Source organism: Hymenobacter ginkgonis (genome assembly GCF_009755225.1).
Lineage (GTDB): Bacteria > Bacteroidota > Bacteroidia > Cytophagales > Hymenobacteraceae > Hymenobacter > Hymenobacter ginkgonis.
Genome location: NZ_WQKZ01000005.1, coordinates 233,338 through 248,392 on the forward strand (window position 1 = coordinate 233,338; position 15,055 = coordinate 248,392).

Consider the following 15,055-nt stretch of genomic DNA (forward strand, 5'->3'; position numbering starts at 1 on the left):
GGCTATTGTCCGCCCTGCTGCAAGTAAGGCGCGAGCACCTCGTAGGCTTTCTTGGCGCGCACTTGGTCGTTCACGGCCGGTGAGGCGGCCGACTGGTACACACTCTGCAAGGTGAGGAGGTAGCCGCGCTGGGCATCGTCGAAGAGGGCGCCGTCGTGGGTCTGGTAATAGCTCAGCATCTGGATGCTGCGGTCGGTAAGCTTGTCGAGGATGGCGTCGGCCTTGGCCTTTTCGCCGCCCGCGAGCAGCGCTGGCACCAGCTGCGGCGTGTAGTAGTCGTACGGGATGGCCGCGTCGGGCATCACTTCTAGGCACTTATCAGCCACTTCTTTGGCCTTGGCAATATTGCCTTCGGCGAGGTAAGCGTTGGCAAGGCGGGCAAACTTATCGCGGTAATTGGCTGGGAAGCGCAGGTTGTTCTCGTCGTAAAAAATGTTGGCCGACTGCAAGCCGCGGTACTGGAACTTGTGCATCAGCTCGTCGTAGCAAATCGATTTCTCCACGTAGCCTTCGTCGCCGCGGGCGTTGTAGTTGGGGTCGCGCAGCGGCAGCAGGCGGTAGGCCATACCCTCAAGCTGGAAGTAAGGCTGCAAGTTCATGTAGTCCGACGGGGCTACCGTCGAGCTAAAATAGATGGGCCGCTTCCAGTTATTGGTGGCAATCATATCCAGAATCACCAGGTTTTTCTTTTCGATGGCCCGTTTACCCATGCTCCACTCCATGTGGCTCACAAGTTGGCCTTGGCGGTCTTTCGGGATGATGTTCAACGCCTTCACTGCCGTAGTATCCACGTTCAAAAAAAACTTGGGGGTAGGGAAGGTCATCGTCGAGTAGTTGCCGTCGGTGTACTTCAGCAGCGGGCTGCCCTGGCCCACAAGGCTGATAAACTGCTTGAGGTCCAAGCTATCCACCGACGGGTTGGGCGAGAAGGGCAGCATATCGTTGTTGCCCTGCGCGTAGGTCGCGTCGCCCATGCTCACGGGCACGCCCTGCGAGAGGTAAGCACGACGCTTCATTTGCTGGATGTACCAGTCGGTATTCAAATACGACAGCACGGCTACGCGCACGTCGGTACGGATGCCTTCGACCTCCTGGGCGTACCAAAGCGGGAAAGTATCGTTGTCGCCGTTGGTAAACAAAATCGCGTTTGGCGCGCACGAATTCAACAGGTTACGCGCCGAATCGACCGAGTTGTAGCGGCCCGAGCGGTCGTGGTCGTTCCAGCCCTGCGCCACCAAGATGGCGGGCGAAACCAAGCCCAGCAAAATGGCTACGGTAGCGCGAGCATTCTCGGCTTTCAAGGCTGCACCTAATAGTTGTGCTAAGCCAATCACCCCCAAGCCAATCCAGATGGCAAACGCAAACGTGGCGCCGCAGAACGTGTAGTCCCGCTCGCGGGGCTCGATGGGCGGCTGGTTGAGGTACACCACAATAGCAATGCCCGTAAACAGGAACAGCAAACCCACAATCAGGGCATCATTGCCGCGGCGGCGCACTTGCACAAACAGGCCGATGAGGCCCAAAATGAGCGGAATAGCGAAGAAATTATTGTGCGCGAAGCTCTCGCCAATGCGGGGGGGTAGGGCAGTGCGGCCGGGGCTAAAGGGCGTCACCACGCCCGCCTGCTGGATATCGGAGTCGCGGCCCACGTAGTTCCAGAAAAAATAGCGCCAGAACATGTGCCCAATCTGGTACCGGAACAAGAAGCCCAGGTTTTGGCCCATCGTAGGCTTGGTGCCTTCCTGCAAGTCGGGCACCCACTTCTTATACTCTTGAATATGAGCCGGGTCGTAGCTGTAGAGGCGGGGTAGGAGCATCTTGTCGGCGTCGGCGTAGCCGGGCTCCTGGGCACGGGGTAGCACTTCCTGGTAGCGGCCGTCTTTGCGCACGTAGCGCGGCGCGCCTTCCTCGTAGTGGTCGGGCTGAGCGTTGAATTGCGGGCCGTAGAGCAAAGGCCGCGAGCCGTACTGCTCACGCTTGAGGTAGCTCACAAAGCTGAGGACATCCTCGGGGTCGTTCTCGTTGATAGTAGGGTGAAACGATGAGCGAATCGGTACAATTAGGTAGCTCGAATAACCGATGAGGATAAACACGAAGCACAGCATGGCCGTGTTTAGCAGCTGGCTGCGCAAGCGGTGCGACAACCGGAAGCCAAACCAAATCAACCCTATAAACAGCGCCAGGAAGATAATCAGGCCCGAATTGAAAGGTAGGCCGAGCGTATTGATGAAGAATACTTCAAAACCTCCAGCTAGTGTAGGCAGGCCCGGAATGATGCCCACCAGTACCGAGCCCACAATAACCAAGCTGATGGCCAGCGTGATGATGCCACCGAGGGGGGTAGGGTTGGCCGAGCGGCGGTAGTAGTAGATAAAGGCCAGCGCCGGCACGGCCAGCAAATTCAGCAAGTGCACGCCAATACTGAGGCCAATGGCGTAGGCAATGAGGATGAGCCACTTATCCGAATCAGCTTCGCTGGCGTGTTCTTCCCATTTCAGCATTATCCAAACCACGGCGGCGGTGCAGAGGGCCGACATGGCGTATACCTCGCCCTCCACGGCGTTGAACCAGAAGGAATCGGAAAACGCGAACGACAGCGCCCCTACCACCCCCGCGCCCAAGATGAGCAGCGTTTGGTAGCCAGTAGGCTCCGGCGTTTCGGTTTCAAACTCGCCCCGCGCCAGCAGCAGTTTGCGCGCCAGCCGGGTGATAATCCAGAATAAAAACAGCACCGTAAACGCGCTGCTTAAGCCCGAAAGGGCATTGACAAGTACCGCTACTTTGGTAACATCGCCAAAGCTGAGCAGCGACATCAGTCGCCCCAAGATGAGGAAGGTAGGCGCACCCGGTGGGTGCGGCACCAGTAGCTTGTACGAGCAGGCAATGAACTCGCCGCAGTCCCAGAAGGAGGCAGTGGGCTCTAGTGTAAGCAGGTAGGTGGCGGCGGCGATGGCAAAAACCACCCAGCCGACCAGGTTATTCAACCGTTGAAATGAACGCATACGGGGCAAAAATGACCGGCTGCTGCTGCCACCGGCAGCCGCTTCCCGACCAGAAAGAAATTCCGTTATAACTAAACCATTGCCATTCGGCAATAAGCCCCCAAAAGTAGGCAACAACCCCCAAGGGGTTGCGTCGAGGCCGCGGGGAGGGCGTAAAAAAAGCAGCTACCGGCCGGCAGCTGCTTTTATCGTAACTAATTTATACTGCTAAAATAGATTATTGCAATGTCAGCCGGTTGGTGCTCACTACCTTATCGTTCACCAATAGCGAGTAGAAATAAAGCCCAGCGGGCAAATTGCTGACATCTAGAGGTAGGGCCTCTACTGTCAATTCGGGGCGCAGGGCCAACAAACGCACTTCGCGACCGAGCACATTGCTGAGGCGAAATTTATAATCGTGGCCGTGAGGTGCCGCCAATTGAACCGCAATTTGGCCGTGGCCAGGATTTGGAAACACGCTGAGCGTGGGTGCCGCCACTGGCAAGGTTGGCGTTTGGGGGGTAGCGCGCGCGGCGCTAACCATGCCAATGCGCACATTGCGTACGTGGTGCGTAGTGGCCCCAGCCGGTGCAAAAGCTAGCACCAAAGCGGCCAACGTCAGAACATGAGTAAATAAACGCATGGGTAGGAATAGGTAAGCGTATTTGCAAGAAGCCGATTCAAAACTAAAGTATCCGGGTGAGACTACTATGAACAAGCACCGTGCCGGATGATAGCCTGCTAGGAGGCTGAAATTTTAAACGAAGCTAGGGCTACGCACCTCCTTTCGCCTGCTTATTTCGGCCAGCGTACTGCTTTTATCGACAAATGGCTGGTTCCGCTATCGCAAGCGTTAGCGCCTACCCGTTTTACCGGCTAACCCGCGCTATAGGTATTTAATTTCCTGCAAGCCAAAGCGCTGCACTGCGTTCTCCATCTCGACGGCCAAGCGGCCATCTTCCTCTACCCCCACAATTTGGCCGCGCACCCGGCGGCCGGCCACTTCGTAGTCGTGCCACTCTTGGTAGCGGTAGAGCGCGGCTAGGTAGGCCCGGCGCAGCTGGCCCACTTGGCCCGCTCGCAACTGCAGGTAGCGCCGCTCTAAGCACTCGAGTAGCGCGGCGGCCAGTGCTTCGCGCTGGAAATGACGCCCCGTGAGCACGCTCAGGGAAGTAGCAGTAGGCACTGAAAAATGTTGTTGGTTCACATTCAGTCCAATACCAACGATGCTAGACTGAATTTTTGCGCCGCTTAGGCTGTTCTCAATGAGGATGCCACCAAATTTTTTTGTGCCAAAATACAAGTCGTTGGGCCATTTCAGCCGCAGCTGGGGGGTAGGCTGGAGCAGCGTTTCGGCCCAGTCGTACACGCCCAGCGCTACGGCTTGGCTCAGCAAAAACTGCTGGCTAGCATCCAAGAAGGTAGGTAGCCACACGACCGATAATGTCAGGTTTTCGCCCGGTGCGGCCAGCCATTGGTTGCCACGCTGGCCCCGGCCGGCCGTTTGGTCGTCCGTAATGACGGTACATCCTTCGCTGGCCCGGTTTTCGCGCAACAGTTGGTGCGCTTCTGAGTTAGTAGAAGGGCAGGCGGGCAGCCAAATGAGCTGCTGGCCTGTAAATAAGGTATTAGGGCTGATGGCCACGCGGGTTAACAGTCGTACATTAGCTTAGTAAAAACGTAAACTTACTCTATGAAGAGCACCTTGGTTCGACAGGATTCGGACACATTGGCAGAAATAGCCGTTCGCGGCTTGCAGGAAAGAAAAGGTATGGACATTGTGGTCCTCAACTTGAAGGAGTTGAAGAACGCAGTGGCCGATTATTTTATCATCGCCTCGGCTTCGTCCGATACTCAGCTTGAGGCCTTGGCCCGCTCGGTAGAGGAAGAAGTGGAAAAAGTTACCGCTCAGGCCCCTTGGCAGAGCGAAGGTCGCACTAACCGCGAGTGGATTTTGTTGGATTACGTAGATGTGGTTGTGCACGTTTTCTTGCGCGACCGGCGGCAGTTCTACGCCTTGGAGGAGCTGTGGGGTGATGCTGAGTTTACGTACGTGGAAGACACGGCCGACGTAACGCGCTAAAGTATTTCCTTGCCGGCTGCGTTAAGGGGTAGGGGAGCTTGGCACTAGCTGGGCTCACTACCTGCGTCTTGATTATCAAATAACTAAGCCCATTTTTTATGTCTGATACAACGCCCAATAAACGTCGCAAGCCGACGCTGCCTACCCCTTCGCCGCGGCCGGGGGTGCAGCTCTGGGTGATGGCGGGGCTGCTGGTGCTCTTTACCGGCATGTTCTATTTTACGAGCTACAATTCAGCCGTTAAAATCAACCAGCAGCGCTTCGAGCAAATGCTGGCCGCTGGCGATGTGCACGACATTACCGTCGTGAACAAGCAGTTGGTAGAAGTTGGCCTCACGCCTGAGGCCCTAAAAAAACCAGAGTATCAGCGCGACTTAACCGCCAAGCGTGGCCCATTCGCCGCTGACCGCGGTGCGCAGTATTTCTTCCCGGTATTTGACGCCAAAGTATTTCAGGAGCAACTCGAAAAGTTACAGGCCAACAAGCCAGTAGGGGACCGGGTAGCGTTGGATATTTCGGACCGTCAGAGCCTGTTTGACTTCATCAGCGGGTACGGCCTCATCATCGCTAGCATCATCTTATTCATCTTCCTAATGCGCCGCATGAGCAGCGCAGGCGGGCCTGGTGGCCAGATTTTCAATATTGGCAAGAGCCGTGCGGCTCTGTTTGATGGCGGTGACAAGGTAAAGATTACGTTCAAAGACGTAGCTGGCCTGGAGGAAGCTAAAGAGGAAGTACAAGAGATTGTAGAGTTCCTGAAAAACCCCAGCAAATTCACTATCCTGGGCGGTAAAATTCCGAAAGGTGCGCTGCTGGTAGGTCCTCCCGGCACCGGTAAAACCCTGCTGGCTAAAGCAGTAGCTGGCGAAGCCGATGTGCCATTCTTCTCGCTGTCGGGTTCCGACTTCGTAGAAATGTTTGTAGGGGTTGGTGCAGCTCGCGTGCGTGACTTGTTCAAGCAAGCGAAAGCCAAGGCGCCGTGCATCATCTTCATTGATGAGATTGATGCCGTGGGCCGCTCGCGGAGCCGCGGTGCTATGCCCGGTGGCAACGACGAGCGCGAAAACACCCTGAACTCACTACTAGTGGAGATGGACGGTTTTGGCACCGACTCGGGCGTCATCATCCTAGCTGCTACTAACCGCCCTGATACGTTGGATTCGGCACTGCTGCGTCCTGGTCGTTTCGACCGCCAGGTGAGTATTGACAAGCCAGATATTAATGGCCGTACCGAGATTTTTCAGGTTCACTTGAAGCCGCTGACCCTGGGCCCTGATGTAGACGCTAAGAAACTGTCGGCTCAAACGCCTGGTTTCGCCGGCGCCGAAATCGCCAATGTCTGCAACGAAGCCGCGCTCATCGCTGCTCGCCGCGACAAAAAGATGGTGACCAACCAAGACTTCACCGATGCCATCGACCGGGTGATTGGGGGTTTGGAAAAGAAAAACAAGATTATCAGCCCCGGCGAAAAGCGTATCGTGGCTTACCACGAAGCTGGCCACGCCATCACCGGCTGGTTTTTGGAGCACACCGACCCGTTGGTGAAAGTGTCCATCGTGCCGCGGGGGGTAGCCGCACTGGGCTACGCACAATATTTGCCTAAAGAGCAATTCTTGTATAATACAGAGCAGCTCATTGACGAGATGTGCATGGCCCTCGGTGGCCGCGCTGCTGAAGAAATTGTCTTTGGCAAAATCTCGACTGGTGCTCTCAGCGACTTGGAGCGCATCACGAAAATGGCCTATAGCATCGTGACGATGTACGGCATGAACTCGAAGCTCGGCAACGTTTCGTTCTACGATTCGAAGGGCCAGAACGAATACGGCTTCTCGAAGCCTTACTCGGAAGCTACCTCGCAAATGATTGACGAAGAAGTTCGGAACATCATTGAGCAAGCTTACGTCCGCACGAAAGAACTGCTGACCGAACGCCGCCACGAACTGGAAGTAATTGCCAAAGAGTTGCTGGAGAAAGAAGTGCTGTTGCAAGACGACTTGGAGCGTCTCGTCGGCAAGCGCCCCTTTGGTGGCCAAACCAACTACCAGGCACACATGGCTGGCACCGACCGTTCGGAAACTGCCAGCGAAGTGCGCCAAGAGCACCCCGGCACGCCGCTGGCCGGCGACCTGCCCGAGTTGCACCTCCCCGGCCAACCCGAAGCAGAGTCAGTTTAACAACTTAAGTGAAGAAGAATAGGAAAGGCTCGCCGATTTCGGCGAGCCTTTTTTGCGTGGCTACCCTGCCCTAACCCGCCCTACCTTTGCGCTATGTCTTCTCGCGAAAAGATGCTCGCCCGCATTCGTACGGCACTAGCGGCCGGGCCTGCGCCCCTACCCCCTCTGCCTGACTGGAGTGCTCCAGTGCATCCGCCGTTGCCAGTCAATGACTTGGCTGTGACGTTTGCCGAGAGCTTTCGGCGTGTGGGAGGAGAGTTTTTTTATTGCGAGACCTTGCTGCAACTTGGCGCCGAACTACGCGCGTGGCTAACCGAGCGGTTACCGGCCGGCCAGCAGTTTTACGTGTGGGAGCCAGCTATGCAGGCCTTGTTAACCGCGGCCGACATTCCATTTCAAGCTACCGAAACGGATTTTCGGGCGCAGGCGGCCGGGGGGCTTACCTCGTGCGAGGCGCTGGTAGCGCGCACGGGCAGCGTGGTGGTCGCACCCGCTACGGCCAGCGGCCGGCGCCTCAGCATCTACCCCGACCAGCACCTTGTGCTAGCCCGGCCTAGCCAAGTAGTGGCCGAAATAGGCGATGCGCTGCGCGTGATGCAAAGCCGCTACGGGGCCGCCCTACCCTCTATGTTGTCGCTCACGACGGGCCCCAGCCGCACGGCCGACATTGAGAAAACGCTGGTACTTGGGGCCCATGGTCCGCGCCGGCTCACGCTGTTTTTGCTCGAAGATGATGCCTGAATTGTTACCTGAGTTGCCACCACAAGCCCTGCCGCCGGGGAAACGAGTCTATTTCGCCTCTGACTTTCACCTGGGCGCGCCCGATGCCGAAACTTCCCGCGAACGCGAGCGGCGCATTGTGCGCTGGCTCGACGAGGCTGCCAAAGACGCAGCGGCGATATACCTGCTCGGCGATATTTTTGACTTTTGGTTTGAATACCGGCACGCTATTCCGCGAGGTTTCAGCCGTTTGCAAGGCAAGCTGGCCGAGCTAACAGATGGTGGGCTACCCATTACACTCTTTACTGGCAACCACGATATGTGGATGTTTGGCTACTTCACCCAAGAAATGGGAATTCCCATTATGCGGGCACCAGTTTCGCAGCGCATTGGGAATCAGCTATTTCATATTGGGCACGGCGATGGCCTGGGGCCAGGTGATTTTGCTTACCGGCGCGTGCTGAAACCCGTATTTGGCTCACGCTTTACGCAGTGGCTTTTTGCCCGCTTGCACCCCAACTTGGGTATCGGCCTAGCTAATAGCTGGAGTCGCCGCTCGCGCATCCAAAATGGCGCCGCCGACGCCAAGTATTTTGGCGAAGACGAGTGGCTACTGGTGTACTGCCGGGAGGTCGAAAAGCGCCAGCACCACGACTATTACGTGTTTGGCCACCGGCATCTACCCCTCGACGTAGCCGTGGGCCCCGGTAGCCGTTACCTTAACCTGGGCGAATGGGTCAATTATTGCTCCTACGGCGTGTATGATGGCAACGAGTTGGTTTTGCGCGAGTTTACGAGCGATGTGGCTCGCTAGACCAGCTTTAGGTCGGCCGGAGGGGGTAGGGGTGCGCTGGGGTACCGTACTGGCCTGCCTGCTGCCACTGGCAACCCATGGCCAAGGCACTGTGCCTAGCGCGGCTTCGGTAGCGCCGGCCGCCCGCGTAGCCCCCGTAGAAGCGGCATCTCCCGAAAAAACCGTTAATCCCAATGCGCCGACGCCGGCTTCGGGTACGTGGGCGCTGGTCAAGAACCTGACGCTGCCTACTCCCGGGGCCGCCTCCCTAGACCGGCGCGGTACGCTGTATTTGGCCGACCGCGACAACAACTTGCGCCAGTTGGGCCGCGATGGCCAGCCACTTAACACGTACTCGCCCGCGCAGCCCGGCCACATGGCTGTGGTAGAAGCCTGGAACCAGAATAGCCTGCTCGTTTTTTACGACGACCGACAGCAAGTGCTGCTCCTCGACCGCTTTCTGGCGCCGCTGAGTGAAATCAGGCTGGCTGATTATATCGACGGCACAGTGCGCACCGCTACGCTGGCCCCCGACGGCCTGCTGTGGGTACTCGATGAAAGCAACCTTACGCTGCGCGAATTCGACCCGCAGGCTTTACGCGTGGTGCAAAGTACGCCGCTTGACCTCATTATTGGCCGTAGCCGGCCCGACTTTCGCTTCCTGCGCCAGTACCAAAATAATTTGTACTTGGTGGACCACACGAGCGGCATTTTTGTATTTGATAATCTGGGTAATTACCGCAAAAAACTACCCTTTTTGAGTCTCGATTTCATCACCTTCCGCGGCGATGAGCTAGTATATCTGAGCGAGGGCCAGTTGCATTTCTTCCACCTCTACAACCTTACCGAGCGTACACAAGCCCTACCCCCTGGCCTTGATGCAACGACAGTGCGCCAAGTGCTACTGGGCGACCAGTACGCTTACTTCGTCACTACGAAGGGAGTGGTAATTTATCAACTGTAATCAGCCGGCCAGATTAATTCGGTTACTGAGGCTGAGCAGTTAACTGCTCATAGCGGCTCAGGTGTAGCACAAAAGATAGTTGGACTTGAGGTTAATGTAACAAAGTTGCGCATCCGAATAAATATGAGTAAAAGAGCAACCAGCCTTGGTTCGGTCCGTTAGTTCAGACTCGTTCTTCCACTCAATTTTTTCTCTTTCCCATGAAAGCATTAGTGTTTCACGGTCCGCGCAATGTGAGCGTCGACACCGTCGACGACCCCAAGCTGAAGGATTCGCGCGATGCCATTATCCGCGTAACCAGCACGGCTATTTGCGGCTCCGACCTACACATCTACAATGGTAGCCTCCCCACCAGCCCCATGGTGCTCGGCCACGAGTTCATGGGCATAGTAGAAGAAGTAGGCCGCGGTGTGGGCAACCTCAAGCGCGGCGACCGCGTGGTGGTGCCGTTTCCGGTGGCTTGCGGACATTGCTTTATGTGTAACCACGAGCTGCCTGGCCACTGCGAAAACTCTAATCCTGACCACTATGGCCCCGAGGGCGGCCTGCTTACGCAGAAGGGTGGCGCACTCTTTGGCTACACCGACCTTTACGGCGGCTACGATGGCGGCCAGGCCGAGTACGTACGCGTGCCATATGCCGACTTCGGCCCGCGCAAAGTGCCAGATTTTCTGACGGATGAGCAGGTATTGTTTTTAACTGATATTTTCCCTACCGGCTATTCGGGCATCGACTGGGCCGAGGTAAGAGGCGGCGAGTTCATTGCCATTTTCGGCGCGGGCCCCGTGGGTATTATGGCGGCCAAAAGCGCTTGGCTGCGCGGCGCGGGCCGCGTAGTTATTGTAGATACCCAGCAGTATCGCCTCGATAAAGCCAAGGAAACCACGCGTTGCGAAACCATCTTGTGGGAAAGCCACGACCAAGTAGTGCAGATAATCCGCGATATGAGCGAAGGCCGTGGCGCCGATGTGTGCGTCGATTGCGTAGGCTTTGAGCCCGACCGCAATCTGCTCGACCGTGCCAAGGCTGTCATAAACCTCGAAAAAGGCTCGCCTAAAATCATCGAAACCTGCATGAGCGCCGTGCGCCGCGGCGGTGTGGTATCGGTGCTGGGCGTGTACGCTACCACCAACGATAACTTCCCCGTAGGGCAGTTTTTTGATAAAGGCATCAAGTTGGTTGGCGGCCAAGCCCCGGCACATAAGCACATTGATAAGCTGTTGCAGCACATCATCAAGGGCGAAGTAGTGCTAGACGATATTATCTCGCACCGCCTGCCGCTAAGCCAAGCCGCGCACGGCTACGACATTTTCCGCCACAAAAAAGACAACTGCGTGAAAGTGGTGCTGAAGCCCGGCGAATAAGCTAGCACCATTGCCCCGGCATTTAAGCCCGGCTGTTTACTCCTGCCTAATCAGGAATAAACAGCCGGGCTTTTTGCGGCTTTTGCTTACCTTGGTAGCAAGTCCAGAAAGGAAATCCTTTACTATTTATACTGCTAGGTTTGAGATTATTAAAATACGCTCATTATCTGTCTATTACTGGTTCTACGACAGTGGGTTTGTGGCTACTGACAGCTGCCCCACTGCAAGCCCAAATAGCACCGGCCAAGCTGGCGCCGGGGGTAGGCAGCCACGAAACATCTGGCCGCCGGGCGGTGCGCATTCGAGTGCGCGATGCGGTAGGCTTTCGGCAATGGGCCAAGCAGGCGCTGCCGGGAGCGCTGATACGCCCGGTGGGGGAGGAGGGGGTAGTAATGGAAGTCAAGAATCTATCAGATAGCGGGTTGCGGCAATTGGCCGCATCGCAATTCGTAGAGTTTGTAGATGTGCCTACGCGCGTGGCCCACGATGAGCGCTTGCTTAACCAAGCCGACCTCACCGTGAACAACCTGCGTGCCGTGCAGCGGCGCTACCCCGCCCTCACTGGCCAGGGCCTTACGGTATCTATTAAAGAAAACCCGCTGGACCCCACCGACCTCGACTTTCGTGGGCGGCTCGTGAACACGCCCGCCGGAACGGTTATCGAGTCGGCGCACGCCAGCATTATGGCTACGCTCATCGCGGGCGGTGGCAATTCGGGGCCGGGGGGAGAGGGAGCTGCCTGGCAAGCCCTCATTGCGTCGTCATCCTACACCAACCTGCTACCCGATGCCAACGCCGAGCTAACCCGCCTGGGTGTGAGCGTACAAAACCACTCGTATGGCACGGGCATCGAGAATTACTATGGCCTTGAGGCCCAGGGCTACGACCAGCAAACGCGGCAGTTGCCCACGTTGCTACACGTGTTTTCGAGCGGTAACTCGGGTACGGCGGCCAGCCCGAGTGGCGCCTACCACGGGTTGGCGGGGGTAGCTAACCTCACCGGGCAATTTAAAATGTCGAAAAACTCAGTGAGCGTGGGCGCTACCGATGCCCAAGGCCAGGTAGCAGCACTCAGTTCGCGGGGGCCGGCCTACGATGGCCGGGTGAAGCCCGAACTGGTAGCATATGGCGACGCCGGCTCATCCGATGCTTCGGCGCTGGTGTCAGGGGCGGCCTTGTTGGTGCAGCAGGCCTACCGTAACCAGCAAGGCACCCTACCCCCCGCCGCGCTGGTGAGGGCTGCCCTGCTCAACAGTGCCGATGATGTGGGCCGACCCGAGGTTGATTTTGTGGCTGGATATGGGCAACTGGATGCGCTAGGCGCTGTGCGCACCATGCTGGAAGGCCGCTACCGGGCCGGGGTGGTTGGCCAAGACCAAGAACAAGTAATTCCCCTGGTGGTACCCGCTGGCACACAGCAACTGAAAGTGACGCTGACCTGGACCGACCCCGAAGCTGCCGCCAACGCCGCCCAGGCCCTCGTAAACGACCTTGACCTAGAAGTGCTAGGCTCCAGCCCCACCAACCGCTGGTTGCCCTGGACGCTCAGCGCCTACCCCCACCTCGACTCGTTAGCCCTTCCGGCTCGCCGCCGCCCCGACCACCTCAACAACGCCGAGCAGGTAACAATTAGCTTACCCGCCGCCGGTACCTATCAGCTACGTGTGCGCGGCTACCACGTGGGCAGCGGCCCGCAAGCGTTTAGTTTGGCCTACGAAGTGGTGGCGGCCGGCTTTGAATGGCTGGTGCCCAATGCCTTGCGCAATGTGCGCTCCGGCCAGCTGGCCAACTTGCGCTGGAACTGGGCGGGGCCGGCCACGCCCGCACAGCTCGACTACCGCCCAGTAGGCCAGGCCACCTGGCGCCCCATCGCAGCCCGCCTCGACGTGGCGCAGCAAACCTATGGCTGGGCTGCCCCCGACACAACCACGCTGGCGCAGGTGCGCTGCGTAGTGGGTGGCCAGGCCTATGTTTCCGATACGTTTGCGCTGGCTCGGCCGCTACCAGTGCACGTCGGCTACGTATGCCCCGACGAGGCGCTGCTAACCTGGCCCGCCACGCCCGGCGCCACGCAGTACCAGGTATATCGGCTGGGGGCTACTGCGCCCGAGCCCCTGCAACTCGTAGCCGATACACTACTGCGCGTGCCCACTGCGCGCAATGCGGGAACGTATTTCGCGGTGGCGCCGGTGCTAGGAGGGCGGCTGGCCGAACGTGGCGCCACCGCCAACCTGGCCGAAGCGGGTGTGAGCTGCTATATCCGTTCTTTTTTAGCGCAGCAGGCTGTGGCCGATACGGCACGGCTGGTGTTGTCGCTAGGCACGCTTTACCGCCTGCAAGCGGTGCAGCTTCAGCGCCTCGGGTCTAGCGGCTTCCAAACTATCCAGACGCTTAATGCTGTAAACCAATTAACTACAGTTTTTACGGACCTCACGGCCACGACTGGCCTCAACCAGTACCGCATAATGGGCCAAGATATAGCGGGCCACACCTTCTACAGCGAGGTGGTAGAAGTGCAGGTGGCGCATCAGGGCGAGTTGCTAGTGTTTCCGGTGCCCGTAGCCATTGGCCAGGAGCTACAGGTAGCCGGCGAGCCGGGCATCGCACTGCACATAGACCTTTACGATGCCCTAGGGCGCCACGTACATATGGCCTTGGTTGACGGGGCGCTTAATCTAGTCAGCACCACCGGCCTGCGGCCGGGAGTATACCTGCTGCGCGCTACCCCCACCACCGGAGGCGGCTCCGCGCGCACCCGCCGTGTAGTGCTGGTGCAGTAGCTAGCATCCAGCAAAAAGCCCCCGGCCTGCTCAGCAGACCGAGGGCTTCGTAGCTAAGTTTTTTTCAAAGCTTAATACAGGTAGTTGAGGGCCGTGAGGTCGTTGCTGTTGAAAGGGCGGTTCACGTTGGTGCCCACGCACGCCAGCATCCAAGAGTTGGGGTCGGCGGCCGAAGGCGTACCAGGAATGAGGATGGCGCCCACATTGCTAGCGCCTTCGTTAGAGGCGCTGCCCCCGCAGCTATACGCCCGGTTCATGTAGTCGGTGTGGCGGAAGCCAATGCAGTGCCCCATTTCGTGGGCCATAATGGTAGCAATGGCATTAACCGTTTGGTTGCCAATGACGTTGGGTACCAGTGTAAAGCCAGGCGCCGGGTTGCCATTCGTTGGGAAGCCGCCCGATTGCCCTAATACACCTGCCCCAAGGTTGGCAGAGTATTTAACTGGCAAGTCGGCCGTGCCCGACGTAATGCGTTGGAATTTCAGCTGTAGGTTGGCGGCGTTGTAGCGGCGAATAGCCTCGTCAATTGCCGACACGTACGTGGTCGGAAACTGGCTCGAAATGCTCACGGTAAGAGTGCGGGGTAGGCGGGTTACCAGGTTGGTAGTGCGGTACTGCTCATCAGCCCCTACGCGCAGCATGCGGTAGTCGGTAGAGCCGGCCAGCAACTCTGGCGTGAGCAAAATATCGCCCTCCACCACGTAGCCGCCCTCCACGGCTTTCAGGTCGCCGGTGCCGAAGCCAAGGGCTTTTACCTGGGCCGTAACTTCGGGCGTAATGGCGGAAGGTTTGGCTGCCGTATCCTCCGTTTTTTGGCAGCCCGATAGGGCTAGAGCGGCACCAGCTCCAATAGCTAGTAAGGAAGAAAATTTGAACATAAATGGTAGTTTGGGGATAAGTGAAAAAAGAATGAAACCGTGCCCAAATGTGAAATTAATTATCCAGCCTGCAATGCTAGAGCTAATAAATGCCTAAATGTTACACATTTGTGTAACGTTGTTGCTGTTATATTATTAAGCATGTAAATATTATTATTCTCATAAGTAATAGCTGTATTTAAAGAAGGATTCAGTGGCGGAGGCTAGGGTTGAAATCTGAGTTTTGGAGAAATATTTTGATAAGAGCAATCGTAAAGAGGAGTCTGAATAAGGCTACTGTTTTTTGATTTAAGGTGAGAATGAGGTGCTTATATAAAT

At 57.3% G+C, this 15,055-nt stretch carries 11 protein-coding genes; 7 read left to right on the forward strand and 4 right to left on the reverse strand.

What is annotated here, in order from left to right; all coding sequences use genetic code 11:
- Positions 1–2: 2 nt before the first annotated feature.
- The 3 genes from GO988_RS19680 to GO988_RS19690 form a co-directional block, all read right to left on the reverse strand.
- Complete coding sequence (locus GO988_RS19680) at positions 3–3,002, reverse strand: glycosyltransferase family 117 protein (protein WP_157568778.1); 3,000 nt, start codon at positions 3,000–3,002, stop codon at positions 3–5.
- Positions 3,003–3,219: 217 nt separating this feature from the next.
- Entirely contained in the window at positions 3,220–3,624 is a 405-nt protein-coding gene (locus GO988_RS19685) for a T9SS type A sorting domain-containing protein (protein ID WP_157568780.1), read from the reverse strand.
- A 243-nt stretch (positions 3,625–3,867) separates the two neighbouring features.
- Positions 3,868–4,626, reverse strand: a complete 759-nt coding sequence (locus GO988_RS19690) for a biotin--[acetyl-CoA-carboxylase] ligase (RefSeq protein WP_317164935.1) — start codon at positions 4,624–4,626, stop codon at positions 3,868–3,870.
- Between the two features lie 48 nt (positions 4,627–4,674).
- Between GO988_RS19690 and rsfS the strand changes: the two genes are divergently transcribed.
- From rsfS to GO988_RS19725, 7 genes are all read left to right on the forward strand, one after another.
- Complete coding sequence (rsfS, locus tag GO988_RS19695; RefSeq protein WP_157568784.1) at positions 4,675–5,064, forward strand: ribosome silencing factor; 390 nt, start codon at positions 4,675–4,677, stop codon at positions 5,062–5,064.
- Positions 5,065–5,162: 98 nt separating this feature from the next.
- Positions 5,163–7,238, forward strand: coding sequence for an ATP-dependent zinc metalloprotease FtsH (ftsH, locus tag GO988_RS19700; protein WP_157568786.1), 2,076 nt, complete (start codon positions 5,163–5,165; stop codon positions 7,236–7,238).
- Between the two features lie 93 nt (positions 7,239–7,331).
- The gene (locus tag GO988_RS19705) at positions 7,332–7,979 is read left to right on the forward strand and encodes a LutC/YkgG family protein (RefSeq protein ID WP_157568788.1); all 648 of its coding nucleotides are present in this window, start codon (positions 7,332–7,334) and stop codon (positions 7,977–7,979) included.
- Positions 7,969–8,772: a UDP-2,3-diacylglucosamine diphosphatase gene (locus tag GO988_RS19710; protein WP_394351233.1), complete on the forward strand. Its 804-nt coding sequence runs from the start codon at positions 7,969–7,971 to the stop codon at positions 8,770–8,772. The genes GO988_RS19705 and GO988_RS19710 overlap by 11 nt, the downstream gene beginning before the upstream one ends.
- On the forward strand, positions 8,759–9,715 hold the full coding sequence (locus GO988_RS19715; RefSeq protein ID WP_157568790.1) for a hypothetical protein: 957 nt from the start codon (positions 8,759–8,761) through the stop codon (positions 9,713–9,715). Before GO988_RS19710 ends, GO988_RS19715 begins: the two co-directional genes overlap by 14 nt.
- Positions 9,716–9,915: 200 nt before the next feature.
- Entirely contained in the window at positions 9,916–11,079 is a 1,164-nt protein-coding gene (locus tag GO988_RS19720; protein WP_157568792.1) for a zinc-dependent alcohol dehydrogenase, read from the forward strand.
- Positions 11,080–11,219: 140 nt separating this feature from the next.
- The gene (locus tag GO988_RS19725) at positions 11,220–13,859 is read left to right on the forward strand and encodes a S8 family serine peptidase (RefSeq protein ID WP_198172921.1); all 2,640 of its coding nucleotides are present in this window, start codon (positions 11,220–11,222) and stop codon (positions 13,857–13,859) included.
- A 71-nt stretch (positions 13,860–13,930) separates the two neighbouring features.
- Here the strand turns inward: GO988_RS19725 and GO988_RS19730 are convergent, their stop codons facing one another.
- On the reverse strand, positions 13,931–14,737 hold the full coding sequence (locus tag GO988_RS19730) for a M57 family metalloprotease (RefSeq protein WP_157568796.1): 807 nt from the start codon (positions 14,735–14,737) through the stop codon (positions 13,931–13,933).
- Between the last annotated feature and the right edge of the window lie 318 nt (positions 14,738–15,055).

Bases quoted from the DNA above. Each gene is read 5' to 3' on its own strand.
- GO988_RS19720 (WP_157568792.1), top strand. From the start codon at position 9,916: ATGAAAGCATTAGTGTTTCACGGTCCGCGCAATGTGAGCGTCGACACC.
- GO988_RS19680 (WP_157568778.1), bottom strand. From the start codon at position 3,002: ATGCGTTCATTTCAACGGTTGAATAACCTGGTCGGCTGGGTGGTTTTT.
- rsfS (WP_157568784.1), top strand. From the start codon at position 4,675: ATGAAGAGCACCTTGGTTCGACAGGATTCGGACACATTGGCAGAAATA.
- GO988_RS19715 (WP_157568790.1), top strand. From the start codon at position 8,759: ATGTGGCTCGCTAGACCAGCTTTAGGTCGGCCGGAGGGGGTAGGGGTG.
- GO988_RS19710 (WP_394351233.1), top strand. From the start codon at position 7,969: ATGATGCCTGAATTGTTACCTGAGTTGCCACCACAAGCCCTGCCGCCG.
- GO988_RS19705 (WP_157568788.1), top strand. From the start codon at position 7,332: ATGTCTTCTCGCGAAAAGATGCTCGCCCGCATTCGTACGGCACTAGCG.
- GO988_RS19730 (WP_157568796.1), bottom strand. From the start codon at position 14,737: ATGTTCAAATTTTCTTCCTTACTAGCTATTGGAGCTGGTGCCGCTCTA.
- ftsH (WP_157568786.1), top strand. From the start codon at position 5,163: ATGTCTGATACAACGCCCAATAAACGTCGCAAGCCGACGCTGCCTACC.
- GO988_RS19685 (WP_157568780.1), bottom strand. From the start codon at position 3,624: ATGCGTTTATTTACTCATGTTCTGACGTTGGCCGCTTTGGTGCTAGCT.